This window comes from Paenarthrobacter sp. 10L420 (genome assembly GCF_056395385.1).
The window spans coordinates 261,443-277,465 of the sequence record NZ_JBFTJK010000001.1 but is presented as its reverse complement, the minus strand read 5'-3'; the positions used below and the strand labels follow the sequence as shown (position 1 = coordinate 277,465).

Sequence of the window (16,023 nt, the reverse complement as noted above, 5' to 3'; positions counted from 1 at the left end):
GTATAACTTACTCAGGCCAGGTTCCTCTCGCGAACAACTACTAGTTCTATTGATATTCAAATCCCCTCCTGTGAATTAAGATTTTGGCCTCGGTCGGCAAGGGGTCACTTGCCAATTTTTTACACTGCCGTCGTCGCGCACAGGCAGCCTACCTCAGCTGTTTTTTGATCCGCCAAGTTCGCAGGTAAATAACTGGGACCGTGGAGAAAAGGGAATTGACAAGCATGAATCAAATGAGTGGTAACGGCCAATTGGGAGCAACCCCAACAGACGGGGCAACCGTGCAAGACCCAGAACTTCAGGCCAGCCAGTCTGGCAGGGTGTCCCGCTTGGCACTGTACTTAGATCGCTTGTGCATATCTCGCTAGACCACTAAGGGATCGACTGCAATACTGCTGCGCCTCGGGCCGACCCCAGCAAGCCGACCACGTGTCGTGGGATCACTTAACGAAGGCCAAGATCGGGAGCCTAACTGCAGTAGGCGAGGTGTGACCTCCCCCTCGGCACGACCCGGGAGTTTCACGCGAGTAGGTGACGCAAATAATCCGAGTAGTCGATGCAAGTAATACAAGTATTCTCGGTTGAGCAGATGCAAGTACGGCAAGTAGTAAACGCGCATCGTGCCCAACTAACTCGAGTACTAATTACTGTTGTTAAGGACCCACATTACACACTATTTTCGGATTGTGATGGACGCCACTTCAAGAATGAAAGTTCACTGCTTGGCGGGGTTTCCGTTCACTAATTCTAGAATTGGCGAGTAAGACCTTTCTTCCCGGTTCGCCAGGTTCATCGGCAGAGGTTGTTTTTTCGAAGCAACCGCCCGAGATACTACCTCACGGGAACCACCGAATAGGGGTGTCTTCATGAGTAATGACAAAGAGCATGTGGACGGCTCGCTGACAGAACGCAATACCGGCATCGGGCGTAGGGGGATTTTTAGAATCGTCCCCTTGGCAACTGCTGTAGCCGCCAGCGAGGGTTTGTTGGTTCTTAACTCAGGCGCAGCTCATGCTGCCGGAGTCGGGTCAACAGTGTCAGTCACAACTGATCCTTCGGTCCAGTATGCACTGCGCGCTAACGAACCAGTCAACGCCAGAGACTATGGTGCGGTCGGGAACGGCATCGCCGACGATTCGGCTGCCATTAGCGCAGCACTGCGCGCGGCGGGAGGAGGTTCTGTGGTCTTACCAGTAGGGACCTATTTGATTCCGTCTGCGACCCGACTCCAGATGTCGGCGAGTTACTCATCCCTTGTTGGCGATCCCTCCGGTTCGTCCGTGCTTAGGTTTACTCACCCAAGCGGGGGTATCGATGTGGGTAATGGAACGGATTTCATCTACCAGAACCTGATACAGAATCTAGTCATCGATGGGTTCAATATTGCCCAAACCCCTTTGCGCCTACGCAAGTCCGAAGAGATGGGCATGGTCAATGTCAGGATTCACCAAGCCGTTGTTGCCGCGATCGAAACCACCGACACAAGCCTGTTTCATTCGACGCGTCTTCAACTCGCCCGGACCCCAATCGGCATCAAGACTCTCGGCTACCTAGGAACGGCTGGGCTGCACGACGGCAACTTTTATCTCCTGGACAGCATCATTTCCGTGGAAGGTACAGGCGTCGCACACTTGGTTGTGAGCGGTGTGACTTACATTGAAGGCGTCAAGGCCGGCGTCCGATTCAACCGACTGGGCGGTCCTATCTCAGTCGGTACGATCCATTTTCGTGATTGTTACGTGACCAGCAGTCTGAATGAGTTTTCACTCTTCAAGGGCGTGGCGGCAACTGGCATAAATGCTGCTGCTTTGGTGGCGACGGATCTCAATGCCTACCTGCCAAATGTGGCGACACCACCCTTCGTGGACTTCAGAGGTTTGAACAACTCCGGTTCGACATTGAGAGCACGCCTCACGGGCGGAACCTTCACGCTTACGTCACTTGGATCCGGAAAACTCGTGGCCGTCCACAAATCGCAGAACTGGTTCCAGTTTTTCGTTACCTTGGCCAGTATTACAGGTGCTGCTACGACCCAATTCGCCAACCCGTATGTCGCTGGAGGCGTGGCACTCAGCCCACTTCAACTAGTTGGCTCCGGGAGCCCGGAGAGACGCGAAATGGCACCGGTCGGCTCGACCTACCAAAATTACGGAGGCGGTGCCGGAACGACGTTCTACGTCAAGCAAACTGGAAACGGAAGCACCGGCTGGGTGGGTAAATGACAAGGGCCGTCACGAAAGCTCGGCGCGGGCAGCACCGCTTTGAACGCTCGCCTAGGTCTCGAATTTGTAAGCCCGACCGGAGCTCACGGGTGGCTGCTCCTACGCCACGATCCAATTTAGAAATGCCCTTACATCGTCAGCAAACTGTTTCGGGCACTCCCACAACACAAGTGACCCGTCTTCTCGTAAATCTTCAACCAAGCACCGTGAATACGACTGGATAGGGTTTCATGGTGCCGCGGGACCATGTGGTCACGTACGCCGTATTCACGCATCTTGTACTGACCCTCGCTGCGAAACACAAGCCGCCATCTTCCACCTGGCGCAGCGGCAGACAACGCCGTGTACGCCTTGCAGAGACCTCGCGAGGCGCTGTCACGTCAACCCCCAGGGAAGATTTCGTGGCGGCTGTTTCAAGTGATTGGCACGGGTTTGGAGCGAAAAACACGGGACAACGGAGGCGTACACAGCGGCGGCATAGCAGACGTCGTCTTTGTAGGTGCAGCGGCCGCCAAGTATTGCATTTGATTCCCGACCGACACGGCCTACTTGGCCGAAATGAGGGTGTCTACAGTGTTGAGGCCGGCGGGAGGAGCCAATAGGACTTATGAAACCTTCCTGTCCACGACAAAGGAGTAGGCAAGGGGCCCGACCGGGAATTGAATTCCCCGGTAAGGGAAATTTTGATCGTGGCGACCAGTGATCGCCGTGGCGCACTGGGTTCACCCCGCGGCGGCAACAGCGACTGCCTGCCCCGTATATGGGCCGATTCGGCTTGGCCCACAATGTCTGAATCACCGGCGTCCATGACTTCACGACGATGGCCCCCCGACGGTCTGGCCGGTGCTGCAGGTCCAGCTGTGCCTCTGCGCCCTAACGGCGGAGCATCCTGGCCTACAGCAAGCAGGGTCAGCTCAGGCTGGAATGGCATAATCGCGATCCACTAGTTCAGCTCACTTCGAAAATCTCAGACCACCGCCAGTCCGGATCGTAATCAGGGCTGGCCGTTGCTCTACCCGCTATAGAATCCGACTATCGACGTGCAATTGCGTCACGACTTCGGGGGAATCTATGTTGGCTATTTTGGATGGACCGCGCGCGCTCAGGAACATGAACCGACGACGACGCTGGGCAGCGGCTCCATCCGTCGCCCTCGGTATCGCACTGGCTTTGGGGCTGGGAACTATTGGCGCACCGGCCAGGGCTGACGTCGTCAGTGATGTCATACATCTTCAAGGGGATGCGAATTCCATCTCAGTAAACACGACGACAGACACAGCTTATGTAGTGTCGTCCGGCGCCGTTCAGAGGCTTAAGGCAGGCGGCTCAAGTAACGTGATGTTCCCGGGGGACACCCCTGGACGGCTGGCCATCAATTCAGCTACAAACAAACTTTACGTAGCAAGCACAGATAAGACCATGGAAAAGAATTCCCTGGCAGTGATTGATGAAGCAGCACAGAAATCCATGTTGATCCCGTTCGACTCGATCATTGATTCGATTGCTGTCAACGAGGGGGCAAACAAGATCTACGTCAGCACTCAGGAGCACGTGACAGTAGTCGATGGATCCACCAATACTGCCAGCGTCGTGCCCGGTTCCACAGGAGCTGGCAACATCGTCATCAATGCAGGCACGAATAAGGCTTACGCTATCTCTGACAGCAGCGTGCAGGTCATCGATGCGTCTGGACTCATCAGCTCGACGGTGTCCGTCGGCGAGGGGCTCATCCTTGGCGCGGCAGTTAACCCAAGCAAAAACAAGATCTACGTCACAACCAAAACTACGTCCGGTTTCAGCATCAAAGTCATCGATGGCGCCAGTGACACTGTCTCCACGACCATGCCATGGTCTGGCCCCCTAGAGACCTGGGCCCTCAATCCGGCTACTGACATGCTGTACATAGGCGCGACTGCTGCATCCACGGCCGGCGCGGTCCGCGTTGTCGATGGAGCAACTATGACGGAGACGGCGCAGATAGCCACCCCAACGCAGGTGAAGAAAATCGTGGCGAATCCAGCGAATAACAAGATCTACGCCTCGATGGCTGACCGCGGGACCACGGTCATCGAGGGAAGGAATAACGCCAGCAGCGCCGTCAAGGTCACCCCGTGGCTTATTGCCGCCGTAAACACGTCCAACAACAAGGTGTACACGGCTGCCTCGAACTTAGTGACAATCATTGATGGGAATGCACAGCAGCCGGTCAAGAACGACTTCAACGGTGACCGCACGACGGATATCGTCTCCAGGGACTCGACAGGGTTACTTTGGCTCTACCCCGGCAACGGCTCAGGCGGCTGGCTTCCGCGAAAGCAGATAGGACAGGGCTGGAACATCATGACTGCCATGGTCGCGCCTGGAGATTTCGATGGCGACAGCAAGGCAGATCTATTGGCCCGCGATGGAAGCGGGATTCTATGGCTTTACCCCGGCAATGGCTCGGGGGGCTGGTTCTCACGCGTCCAGGTCGGCAGTGGTTGGGACAGCATGACAGCAATTGAGAACATCGGACAGTTCGACAGTGACAGGTTTGTAGACGTAGTTGCTCGTTCCAGTGAAGGTTTGTTATTCGTTTACCGTGGCGACGGCAAGGGCGGTTGGCTGCCTCGCATGTACGTAGGTTTCGGATGGAACGCCATGTCCGAGATTAGGGGGATAGGTGACTACAATGCAGACAGCGCTCCTGACGTCGTTGCTCGCGACGCTGCAGGGGCACTGCGGCTCTACCGTGGCAGCGGGGACGGAGGCTGGCTCGCCACACAGCAAATAGGCCAAGGCTGGAACTCCATGAACTCCCTCATAGGACCTGGCGACTTCAATGGTGACGGCAGAGCCGACATCCTGGCCCGGAATGGAGCAGGCGAGCTCTGGTTGTACGCAGGCAATAGCGGTTCGGGCTGGCCCACGGCCACCAAGGTCGGAACAGGTTGGAACGGCATGACGGCGATTCTTTAATTCCTCCGTCCTGAACAGTAACGCGGCTAGCTCTTGAATGATGGGGGCTAGCCGCGCCATATGGGCTGCAGAAACGCCCCCGCATCCTCAGCAACCCGTTCCGGGCACTCCCACAACACCAAGTGGCCCGTCTTCTCGTAGATCTTCAATTGAGCTCCAGGGATACGGTTGGCAAGGGTTTTTTGGTGGTGCCGCGGCACTATGTGGTCATGTGCGCCCCACAGGATGAGCGTCGGGGCTGAGATGGTTCCGGCTTCGGTTGGCGGAACAGCCTCGTAGTAGCCCCGCAAGGAAGCCTTCCAAACGGCTGACGGCATGGCCAAACCGTCCCGCACCCTGTCCTCGATGTAGGCAGCGGGCACATTGTGCAGCAGCCTGTACCAGGACAGAGATTCCCGAACCCAGTCCTCCGAAATTGGATCAGTGAGCTCCTCCACCTCGTTCGCAAACGGTGGTTTCCCCTGGAGACTCAACGGAGATCCAACAAGAATCAGAGATGCCACGAGTTCCGGATGCGTCGCAGCGAGTTGTTGGGCCACGTATCCGCCGCTGGATGAACCCAAGACGTGAGCCCTCGCTATACCCAAGGCATCAAACATCGCGACTACATCTTCCACAACCACTGTCAGCGAATACCCGGTTTCAGGTTTGTCGGCCCCACCATGGCCGCGTAGGTCAGGCGCGGCCAGAGTCAAGGATGGCAGCGAGGCAATCAGCGGCTCAAAACTCCGCCAGGATTCACCCCACGCATGCAACAACACCAAGGGCGCGGCGCCGTCGTCGTTCGCTTCACCAAGGTTCCCCCGCACAAAGCAGGGCACGTTGATCCCGGTACGCAGGGCGAGCATCCTGACCTCGGACTCCATGCGGTCAGCGTACGCCCGAGGTGACTACTGAACGACCGTCTTGGGTGAATCCGTTGCCGTCTGGTATTCCGCGCAGCAGCCCGAGTCTTCGGAGGACTCATCGCTGACTGTTGCAGCAGGCACAGCGCAGCAAACGTCGCCACGCCATGCGTTGATTCCTTCGCGCACGGCGACGGCGGCAATCACCAGAGCTGCGCCGGCATCAGCCCACCACCAACCCAGCGTGCTGTTCAGGACCAGGCCAATGAGCAGCACAGCAGAGAGATACGTACACAACAACGTCTGCTTAGAGTCAGCTACGGCCGTCTTGGAACCGAGCTCCCGTCCGGCTCGGCGCTGCGCCCAGGACAGCACAGGCATGATCGCCAGGCTGAGGGCCGCGATCACGATGCCTGGCGTCGAGTGCTGGGCCTCTCCCCCACCGGTGAGGGATCTGATGGCATCGAACGTGACGAAGGCGGCGAGGGCGAAGAAGGAAATCGCGATGATCCGCAGGGTTAAGTGCTCGCGCCGCTCGGGGTCCTTGGCGGAGAACTGCCAGGACAATGCCACCGCGGAGGCCACCTCGATCACCGAGTCCAGCCCGAAACCAATCAGGGCCGACGAATCCGCCGCACCACCAGCCCACAGTGCCGCTGCCGCCTCGATGACGTTGTAGGTGATGGTGGCGGCAGCGAAAAGTCTGATCCTACGTGTCAGGACGGTTCTGCGTTCCGACGCTTCCTGCAGGGCTGTGCTCATGCCAGGCACGTCCCATCAGGAGCACAGCAGTTGGGGTCCACCGCCAGGACCACACCGATCAGGTCCTTGATGGCGTGACCCAGACGTGCGTCGGCCAGTTCATAGCGGGTCCTGCGCCCGTCGGGAACCCCGACCACAAGGCCGCACCCGCGCAGGCAGGTCAGGTGGTTGGACATGCTCTGGCGGGAAACGCCCAGGGAATCTGCAAGTTCGGAGGGGAAAGCCGGCGCATCAGCCAGGGCAAGGAGTACGCGTGCCCTGGTGGCGTCCGAGATCGCATAGCCGAAGCGGGCCAGCACCGGAGCGTGGGTGAGGGTTTCCATGTCGTTAAAGTACAGCCGACGCTGTATTCATGCAATCGTGTACTGAATCTCCAAACGCCAAAGCCGCAACCTCCCAGACCCGCCGGCGGCAGCTCCGCCGTCGTACGCTTTACCGACACGACAGAGGCGGAGCCACCCCGTTAGGTGGCCCCGCCTCTGGTGCGTTGGGATTATCCAGTCCTGCGCCCGTCTTTCGGGTTACCTGTTGCGTTGGTATGCAGGGCGGGTCCCTTCGCGTGCCGACCTGGAGTTGCCGGCAGTCATGTGAAACGTTGCGGTTTAGAGGATGCCGGTCGGAACCAGGAGGGCCCATGCCAGGGCGGGCGCAACCAGGACCACTCCACCGGCGTAGATCATCAGCTGCTTGTACACGCGCTGACGGTCCGAATCCTGGGCGTTGGCCACGATCAGTGCGCCGTCGGTGGAGAAGGGCGAAACGTCCACCACAGTTGCTGCGATTGCAAGGGCTGCAACCGTTCCTGATGCACTCAACGTGCTGGAGGCCAGCAGGGGCCCGGCGAGCGGGATGAACGCGGTCAGCAGCGCGGTGGACGAGGCAAAGGCTGAACCGACGCCGATGACGTAGCAGAGAACCAAAGCGATCAGCAGCGGTGCGCCGAGCGCCAAAGCCATCTCTGCAAGGGTGTCGATAACGCCCACATGCTGCAGCAGGGAGACGTAGGTGATCATGCCAGCCACCAGAAGGACGGTGGACCAGGAAACGCCGCCGATGAAGGTGCGGTGCTCCTTGATGTTGACCAGCGCCAGCAGCAGGCCGGCGGAAAGGGCAACAAAGCCAATCGGCATCCGGAAGCCCAAGGTGCAGACGAGCATGACAGCGATCAGCAGGAGCGTCAGGATCTGCTGGCCATGAGGCCGCGTGGTGCGGGGAGTTTCCAGATCCACGTTCTGGACCCCTGCGCCGTCCTTCAGCTTTCCGAAGACGGCGAACAAAGCCAGGGAGAGTGCCGAGAGAAGCAGGTTGATGGCGAAGCTCGCCGCGAAGAGTCCGCCCTGGGAAATGGGGAAGCCGTTGTCGTGTGCGATGTTGTGGACCAGGACGCCGGCAACCGAGAGTGGCGAGAATCCACCGGCGTGTGCGCCATTGATGACGAAGGCACCCATGAGGACGGGGTGGATGCGTGACTCGTAAGCGAACCCCATGGCGGCAGGCGCCAGAAGTGCGACGGCGGCTGGCGAGAACGTGCCCAGCGAGGTCAGCGCGGCAGCGATAAGGAAGAAGACCCATGGCAGCAGCATCGTCTTGCCCCTGACGAGGCGCGCACAGTTCTGCACGATGATATCGATGGTTCCATTGCGGTTTGCCATGCTGAAGAAGTACGTCACGCCGATGATCGTCAGGACGATGCTGGCCGGGAAGTCCTCCAGGATCTCCTTATCGGACATTCCCAGCATGAAATACCCGACGCCGAACGAGGCTACCAGCCCCATCACACCGATGTTCAGTGGCCACTTGGTAGCGACAACGAACATGAGGACGAGGATGACCAAGGGAATGATCTGCGTAGCGGTCAGGGTCTGCTCCGTTCCCGAGGTGGCCGCCGGGTTGAAAATGGCGCCTCCGAACATCAGAGCGGCCAGACCCAGGACAGCAATCACGGCTGCTGTTATCAGCAGGATACGGCGACTGCGGTTAGGACGTTTGGAACCAGCCTCCTGAACATCATCCACTGATGTGGAGGCGGCTTGGTAATCGGTCTTAGTCATGATCTTTTACTCCTCGTTGAGTGGGCTGATGTCACTGAGCGGCTGATGCGAAGGAAGGCTCGACGGCGCTGCCGAGGAGTTCCGGGAGATGCAGGGTGGTGGTGGCGATGGTGCGTGCCGTACGGTCCACCCCGACCAACAGGGACCCGTTGCGTTCTTCGCTCCAGGTCTCGATCACGCCCGCAGGAGTACGAAGCCGCAGGATGGATCGCGGTTCACTGCCCGTGATGCTGTTGAGGACAGTTCCTGGGGTACTTGCTGCAAGCGTCAGGGCGATGCTTCCGGTAATTGCCAGGGCCGGGTGGGGCTTGCCCATGGAGAGCATCATGACGTTGACGTCGGCAGTGTCGCCTGTGCCCGTGTCCCCTGGGCCGGGGGCTCCGACTATTGCGAGCTTGGGGATAGCGCGGGCAGCGTCCTTGACTGTTGAGGCCAGGCCCATTCGGACGGCAGCCTGCCGCCGGATCTGGTCCAGGGTGTCCAACTGCAGCTTCACTCCGGCCTGCCAACTTTCGAAGCGGGCGGTGTCCAGGCCCAACTCCTCGGCCTTGACGATCACAACCGGGGCTCCGGCGTCGACCATTGAAACTGTCCAGCGCGTCCCGCCGGCGCTTATCGTGTCCGTTGCTTCACCGGTGGGAAGCAACTTCCCGGTCGTCTTTCCGGCGGGATCCTTGAAGCCCAGGCCCACCCGGTAGCCGGGAAATACGACGCCGGGCATCTGAGCATCCGGGACGATCGGCAGGGCGCCCTCTGGGGTGGCAACGCGCTGGATGATGATCTGGCCGGTATTGGTGTTGCGCGTGACGATCCGGGTGTTGTCGCCGCTGGGCGTGACCCAGCCCTTCTCGATCGCGTACAGTCCAACAACCGCGGAGCAGTTTCCGCAGTTACTCCCCCAGTCCACGGCCGCTTCCTCGATGCCGACCTGAGCGAAGGTGAACTCGACGTCGACATCCGGGTCGGAGGGACGGCGCAGAATCATGGCTTTGCTAGTGGTGGAGGTTGATCCTCCGACGCCGTCAATCTGGCGGTGGTCCGGGCTTCCGAAAAGCCGGGGCAGCAAAGAGTCCAGGTCCTTGTGGGTTTCGTCCAGGTGTTCACCTTCGAAGACCCAGCACTTGCTGGTGCCTCCACGCATCCATTCCGCTTCAATCTTCATGGCAATCCGTCCATCTCCTCTGCCGCGCTGGGTTTCAGGGGCCTATTAGAAGAATGATTCGGATCACAAATGAAGACAATGTTGGATATTTGATGGGGTGTGTAGAGACGCTTCATTCATTGAGCTTCAGGCTGCTTCTTGCTGTGTGCCTTCTGTTTATTGGTTGTCTTCTGGGCAAAAGCTACGGGAAATCACGCAGGATTGCATAGAATGAACCAAAATCAGAGGAGAGTTAACTGATGCTTAATGATCATGGCCAGGAATTATTCGACATTCGACGGTTGGCTCTGCTGGTTGAGGTGGTGGAGCAGGGATCCATCACTGCTGCGGCCGATCTGATGCTGTACACGCCATCGGCGGTTTCCCAACAACTGAGGAAGCTTGAACAGGAAGTAGGGCAGCCGCTTCTTACCCGCCGTTCCCGTGGTGTGGTGCCGACAGAAGCCGGTCAGGTGCTTGCCGGGCACGCCCGGAAGATGGTGGGACAGATGCGCGCCGCCCGGAACGATCTGGACCAAATCGCCGGACTCCGCCGCGGATCCCTGACCGTCGGCACGTTTCCCACCCTCGCCGGATCGTTCTTACCGCTCGTGATCCGCGCCTTCAAAAAGCGATACCCGGCCATCAGCCTGTCTGTCCGCAGCGCGCGTTTTGAGGAACTGGTCTCGGACCTCGAATCCGGGGAGACCGGCCTATGCCTGCTGTGGGACTACCCTTGGAATCGCTTCCATGACGACGCCATCCGGACAACCGAGGTGTTCCAGGAAAGCACGGTAATCCTCGTCGCCAAAGGCCACCACCTCACCGACCTCGATGAAGTAAAGATGGAGGATCTGAAAAAGGAATCCTGGATCGTCCGCGCGGATGCTCATCCTGTGGTGGAAGTTCTTAAGCGCTCCGCCAACGAGGCGGGCTTCGAGCCGACGATCGGTTTCCTGGCCAACGACTACCAGGAAGCGCAGGCCATGGTCAGCGTCGGAATGGGCGTCGCAATGGTGCCCAAAACCGCCGTCGCACTCCAGCACCCCGACGTCCGGGTGCTGAGCCTCGGCGCTGCTGCCCCGCTACGCCGGGTACTCCTGGCCCAACGTCAGGACAAGGTCTACGCGCCGGCCGAGATCGCTTTCCACACCACGCTGTTGGAGATCGCCCGGGAGCATGTTGGGGATTACCTCTAGGGCTCTTCCACCAACTGCGATTCATCAAAGAGGCTGGTCAGGCCAAGGACAGGAAGAGCTTTTCCAGGTCTTTCCTGTCCATGCTTGCGTCCTTCTGGGCAATGCACTGCTCCAGACCCGTGGCAATGATGGCGAACCCTGCCCGGTCGAGGGCTTTGGACACGGCGGCGAGCTGGGTGACGACATCCCTGCAGTCCCGCCCCTCCTCCAGCATGCGGGTGACAGCGGCGAGCTGACCCTGGGCGCGCTTGAGCCGATTGATCACCGGCGTGAGTTCTGAGGGGTTGAGTTCCAAGGGTTTCTCCAATACGTGAGGGACTCCAACAATCGTATACCCCCTAGGGTGTTTTGCATACCCGTGGGGGTATAGGCAATACTGGGTGGGGTATCCATTAGACGACGTTTTGAGAGGCCAGCAATGACTTCCCCCTCCACAGCCCGGGCCGTTATCGCCCTTGCTCCAGAAACCCTGCGCACCTGGATCGAGCAGCACCAGGACCTCTTCGTGATTGACGTGCGCTCCGCTGCTGAGTTCGAATCCATGCACATCCGCGGCTCCTACAACGTGCCGCTGCCGCTGCTCGCCGAGCACGCCGACGAACTCGCCGCCCGTCTCGGATCCCGCGTGGTGCTGGTCTGCCAGTCCGAAGCCCGCGCAGAACAGGCGCGACAGCGCCTCGGCAAGTCCGGCGTCGAGGGAGCCTACGTGCTGACGGGCGGGGCGCCCGGCTTCGCTGCCGCTGGTGGGGATGTCGTCAAGGGCAAGAACCGCTGGGATCTGGAGCGCCAGGTCCGCCTCGCTGCAGGCTCCTTGGTGGTCCTGGGCCTGGTCGGGGGCAAGTTCATCTCCCCGAAGATCCGCATGCTCGCCGGCGCCATTGGAACCGGGTTGACATTCTCGGCTACGACTAATACCTGTGCCATGGGCAAAGCCCTCTCGGCCATGCCGTGGAACAAGGCCGCCACGGAGCCCACCCGCGAAAGCGCCATCCTGCAGCTTCCCCTGCAGGCCGCCGAGGGCGCCGCGGCATGATTCCGGCCCTGGCTCTGGGGCTGGTCGTCGGCATCGTCCTGGGTGTTGTGGGCGGCGGCGGGTCCATCATCGCCGTGCCAGCCCTGGTGTACGGGGTGGGCATGACCCCGGCGCAGGCGGTTCCGACGTCGCTGCTGGTGGTGGGTGTATCCTCGCTGGCTGCCCTGATGCCCAGGGGCCGGGATGGCTTGAACTGGCCTGTGATCGCACTCGTAGGGGCTGCCGGCATTCCGGCAGCCTGGGCCGGCGCGTCCTTGGGCAGGCTGCTGGACCCGAACATCCTGATGCTGGCATTTGCCGTGATTATGGTGGCAGCAGGGATCAGGATGTTCATGAAGACCCGCGAAACCGAGGGATCCTGCAGCACGGGGCCACGCCGGATGCTCCGGACCTGCGCCCCGAAGGCCGTGGGAGTGGGCCTGCTCGTCGGGTTCCTCACAGGACTGCTCGGAGTGGGCGGCGGCTTCCTCATCGCCCCCGCGCTGACCATCTTCCTGGGCCTGCGCATGAAACAGGCCGTCGGAACTTCGTTGGCGATCATCGTGATCAACTCCGCAGCAGGGTTCAGCGCCCACGCCGCCGGATACACCATCGAGTGGACCACCACCCTGGCTTTCGCAGCCCCGGCCATCCTGGGATCCGTCGTCGCGGGCCGCCTGGCGCGGCGCCTGAAAGACAGGCACATCCGCATCTCATTCGCGGTACTCATCTTCGCCGTCGCGGCGTGGGTCACCGCCGGCACTTTCACCGCCTGGACCAGCGCCGCCCCCACCTATGGGGCCGCGGCAGAACGGCACCCGGACATCACCTAACACCTACTCGACGAAGGAGAGCACCAAATGCTTATCGAGCGCATTTACGATGAAGACCTCGCCCAGGCCAGCTACCTGATCGGCTGCCAGGCCAATGGCACCGCCGTTGTTGTGGACGGCCGCCGCGACATCGCGGTCTACCAGGAACTGGCTGAGAAGAACGGCATGAAGATCGTGGCCGTCACCGAAACCCACGTCCACGCCGACTACCTGTCCGGCACCCGCGAACTGGCCGCGGCCACAGGGGCGAAAATCTACGTCTCGGGCGAAGGTGGCCCGGACTGGCAATACGAATTCGACGGCGAACGCCTCTACGACGGCGACAAGATCACCATCGGCAACATCAGCATCCAAGCTGTGCACACCCCCGGCCACACCCCCGAGCACCTGTCTTTCCTCGTGACCGACGGCGCGTTCAGCGACCAGCCCGGTTACCTGCTCTCGGGTGACTTCGTCTTCTCCGGGGACCTTGGCCGACCGGACCTGCTGGACGAGGCTGCCGGCGGCATCAACACCCGCTTCGAAGGTGCCAAGCAGCTCTTCGCGAGCCTGCGGGACAAGTTCCTTACCCTGCCGGACTACGTCCAGGTCCACCCCGGACACGGTGCGGGCAGTGCCTGCGGCAAGGCCCTCGGTGCCATCCCTTCCTCCACGGTTGGCTATGAGAGGCTCTACTCCTGGTGGGGCCCCTACCTTGCCGCCAACGACGAGCGGGGTTTCATCGACGAACTCCTTGACGGCCAGCCCGACGCCCACGCCTACTTCGGACGGATGAAGCGGGAAAACCGCGAAGGACCTGCCGTCATGGGCGAACGCACCCCGCTGCCCGAGCTCGCCGTCAGCGTCGTTGCTGCGGGTCTGGCAGAAGACACCCTGACCTTCATCGACACACGCGCCAACAGCGAGGTCCACCAAGGCACGGTAACCCGCTCCCTGAACATACCGGCAGGCAAATCCGTCGCCAGCTACGGCGCCTGGGTAGTTAACCCTGAGACGGACAAGAACCCGCTGGTGCTGCTGGCACCGGATCGGGACGCTGCACAGGACATGTGGGACCACCTGGTCCGTGTCGGCATCGACAACGTTGCCGGCTACGTCACCAGCGTCGAAAGCCTACCCACCTTCACGCCGAAGCTCATCCAGCCCCCGGAACTCGACGGATTTGACGCCGTCATGGTGCTGGATGTCCGCAACAAGACCGAGCACGCGGCTGGGCATGTCCCCGGCTCGCACCAGCTCAGCGGCGGGCGCCTCATGTGGCACCTTGACGAAATCCCGGCCGAGGGCGCCATCGTCACCTACTGCCAGAGCGGGGTCCGGAACTCCGTGGCAGCCAGCGCGCTGCGGCGGGCCGGGTACAACGTCGTCGAACTCGAGGGCAGCTACGCAGCCTGGACCGCCCAGCAGAACTCAGTCGCCACGGCCTACCAGCCATAACCCCCTCCAAGTCCGCTCGGGCCGGTCGCCCCTCCGGCCCGAGCACCTCTTGGAAGTGCTGGGGCAACCGTAGTTCTCGTAGCTATGTCTCGCATCACCTAGACCACTGGAACGGATATCCTTTGTTATGCCCATCCCGGACCGACCGTCGTCGAACATCCCCGGAGACTCTGGAGACATATCCGGAGACCTTCACGACAAGCTCACTATCCCAGAACGATACGTAGCGCCCCGGAGTCAAAAGGTCCTCTATGTCATCGCGGTTATCCTTGCGGTGGTTGGCGCGGGAACCTTCTTCCTCATCCTCGCCGAAGTAAAGCAAAAAATTGATCTGGCCACAGTGGATGAAACAGTCAGCACGTGGTTCGTGAGCCAACGCTCGCCGACGGCGACGACGATCATGGCTGTCCTCGCCACGATTTTCGGCCCAATAGTCATGCCCATCATCGTGGCGGTCGTGACGGGGATCTGGATATTAAGAGCGCGAAAGCTCTGGCGACCTCTCTTGCTGGCCGGCGCCATGCTCACAGGAGTGATCCTCGCCCAAGTCATTACGCGTTTGGTCGAACGGCCAAGACCGCCCATGGATCTCATGGTGCTCGGCGCCGACAGCACCTACTCTTTTCCGTCGGGCCACGTACTCGGCGCCTCCGACTTCCTCCTCGTCGGAGCGTTCCTCGTCTTTTCCCGCCGCCGCAAGATAGGTGCTGTCATTGCCGGCTTCAGTGCCGCCGTCGCAGGGATCGCCACCCAAGCCATCAGCAGGCTTTACCTCGGCTACCACTGGCTCACGGATGTCCTCGCTTCCGTCTCTTTGTCACTCATAGTGCTGGCCGCAGTGATTGCCTTGGATACGTGGCGCACCACCAAGGCCCTGCCCGGACCAGAGGAGATGGCTGTGAAAAAGCGCGGCTGACGCATGACACACTACTCCGCCCGGTGCTCATAGACTTCAGAACACGTTCTGAGTTAGTGTTTGTACATGAGCGCAGCAACTCGATCACGAAAGACTGTCCAGTCTTCCAAGACCCCACTGCCAGTCCAGCCTTTCAAGACCCGGACGTCGTTCCAGTCGTCTGAACTGAGCCGCTCCTCCGCAGATGTTTTTGCAGCAGCCGCAGACCACCCCGTCCGGGTAACCCGCCGTGACGGCGAGGCTCTCGTTCTTATGTCCGAGAGCGCCGATGCGGCACGCATTTCACTGCTTGAACTGGCAGCCCAGCTGGTTGCAGTCTCAACAAGCACGGAGGGAACGCTTGCCGCCCGCATGAGCGATCGCTTCCCATGGATGCTTGCTCTGAGTCCAGCTGACCGAGAGGCTTGTGCCGATGATGTCCTGGCTGCAGCTAGAGCGTCCTTCGCTACCAATCAGCCCCATCTGGCCATTACAGAACTGACCTCATGGCGTGAGACTGCCACGGCGATCGCAGCCGGCCTCGGCAAGGAACCTTTGGAGTGGCTCGACGAATCGGAAGCCGTCGAGCGTCCCTAGTACATGGCGAAGAGGGAAAAGAGCCGCAGTGATTGCCTTGGACACGTGGCGCACCACCACGACATGTTGAT

General features: G+C 60.4%; 14 protein-coding genes. 8 read left to right on the top strand and 6 right to left on the bottom strand.

Annotated elements, in window-relative coordinates:
- Positions 1-887: 887 nt before the first annotated feature.
- Both AC1DD5_RS01305 and AC1DD5_RS01300 read left to right on the top strand, forming a co-directional pair.
- Positions 888-2,222 (top strand): glycosyl hydrolase family 28-related protein, encoded by a 1,335-nt coding sequence (locus AC1DD5_RS01305; RefSeq protein ID WP_442016572.1) that lies wholly within the window; start codon positions 888-890, stop codon positions 2,220-2,222.
- 1,110 nt (positions 2,223-3,332) lie between these two features.
- Entirely contained in the window at positions 3,333-5,180 is a 1,848-nt protein-coding gene (locus AC1DD5_RS01300; protein WP_442016573.1) for an FG-GAP-like repeat-containing protein, read from the top strand.
- Between the two features lie 47 nt (positions 5,181-5,227).
- Here AC1DD5_RS01300 and AC1DD5_RS01295 read toward each other — a convergent pair whose 3' ends face one another.
- The 5 genes from AC1DD5_RS01295 to AC1DD5_RS01275 all read right to left on the bottom strand — a co-directional run bounded on the left by AC1DD5_RS01295 (position 5,228) and on the right by AC1DD5_RS01275 (position 10,000).
- A complete protein-coding gene (locus tag AC1DD5_RS01295; RefSeq protein ID WP_442016574.1) occupies positions 5,228-6,046 on the bottom strand; it encodes an alpha/beta fold hydrolase in 819 nt (272 codons plus the stop codon).
- A 24-nt stretch (positions 6,047-6,070) separates the two neighbouring features.
- Positions 6,071-6,787 carry a cation efflux transmembrane domain-containing protein gene (locus AC1DD5_RS01290; protein ID WP_442016575.1) on the bottom strand — a complete coding sequence of 239 codons (717 nt, stop codon included), beginning with the start codon at positions 6,785-6,787 and terminating at the stop codon, positions 6,071-6,073.
- Positions 6,784-7,110 (bottom strand): ArsR/SmtB family transcription factor, encoded by a 327-nt coding sequence (locus AC1DD5_RS01285; RefSeq protein WP_442016576.1) that lies wholly within the window; start codon positions 7,108-7,110, stop codon positions 6,784-6,786. Before AC1DD5_RS01285 ends, AC1DD5_RS01290 begins: the two co-directional genes overlap by 4 nt.
- Positions 7,111-7,389: 279 nt before the next feature.
- Positions 7,390-8,838, bottom strand: a complete 1,449-nt coding sequence (locus AC1DD5_RS01280; RefSeq protein ID WP_477520415.1) for an SLC13 family permease — start codon at positions 8,836-8,838, stop codon at positions 7,390-7,392.
- Between the two features lie 31 nt (positions 8,839-8,869).
- Positions 8,870-10,000, bottom strand: a complete 1,131-nt coding sequence (locus tag AC1DD5_RS01275) for a PrpF domain-containing protein (protein ID WP_442016578.1) — start codon at positions 9,998-10,000, stop codon at positions 8,870-8,872.
- A 239-nt stretch (positions 10,001-10,239) separates the two neighbouring features.
- Between AC1DD5_RS01275 and AC1DD5_RS01270 the strand changes: the two genes are divergently transcribed.
- Positions 10,240-11,178 (top strand): LysR family transcriptional regulator, encoded by a 939-nt coding sequence (locus AC1DD5_RS01270; protein ID WP_442016579.1) that lies wholly within the window; start codon positions 10,240-10,242, stop codon positions 11,176-11,178.
- A gap of 37 nt (positions 11,179-11,215) precedes the next feature.
- Here the strand turns inward: AC1DD5_RS01270 and AC1DD5_RS01265 are convergent, their stop codons facing one another.
- Entirely contained in the window at positions 11,216-11,473 is a 258-nt protein-coding gene (locus AC1DD5_RS01265) for a metal-sensitive transcriptional regulator (protein WP_442016580.1), read from the bottom strand.
- A gap of 123 nt (positions 11,474-11,596) precedes the next feature.
- Here AC1DD5_RS01265 and AC1DD5_RS01260 point away from each other — a divergent pair, with 123 nt between their 5' ends.
- The 5 genes from AC1DD5_RS01260 (at position 11,597) to AC1DD5_RS01240 (ending at position 15,952) form a co-directional block, all read left to right on the top strand.
- On the top strand, positions 11,597-12,211 hold the full coding sequence (locus AC1DD5_RS01260; RefSeq protein ID WP_442016581.1) for a rhodanese-like domain-containing protein: 615 nt from the start codon (positions 11,597-11,599) through the stop codon (positions 12,209-12,211).
- A complete protein-coding gene (locus AC1DD5_RS01255; protein WP_442016582.1) occupies positions 12,208-13,023 on the top strand; it encodes a sulfite exporter TauE/SafE family protein in 816 nt (271 codons plus the stop codon). The genes AC1DD5_RS01260 and AC1DD5_RS01255 overlap by 4 nt, the downstream gene beginning before the upstream one ends.
- 27 nt (positions 13,024-13,050) lie before the next feature.
- A complete protein-coding gene (locus AC1DD5_RS01250) occupies positions 13,051-14,460 on the top strand; it encodes an MBL fold metallo-hydrolase (RefSeq protein WP_442016583.1) in 1,410 nt (469 codons plus the stop codon).
- 127 nt (positions 14,461-14,587) lie between these two features.
- Positions 14,588-15,376, top strand: a complete 789-nt coding sequence (locus AC1DD5_RS01245; RefSeq protein WP_442016584.1) for a phosphatase PAP2 family protein — start codon at positions 14,588-14,590, stop codon at positions 15,374-15,376.
- 66 nt (positions 15,377-15,442) lie between these two features.
- Positions 15,443-15,952, top strand: a complete 510-nt coding sequence (locus tag AC1DD5_RS01240; RefSeq protein WP_442016585.1) for a prevent-host-death protein — start codon at positions 15,443-15,445, stop codon at positions 15,950-15,952.
- The last annotated feature ends 71 nt before the right edge of the window (positions 15,953-16,023 follow it).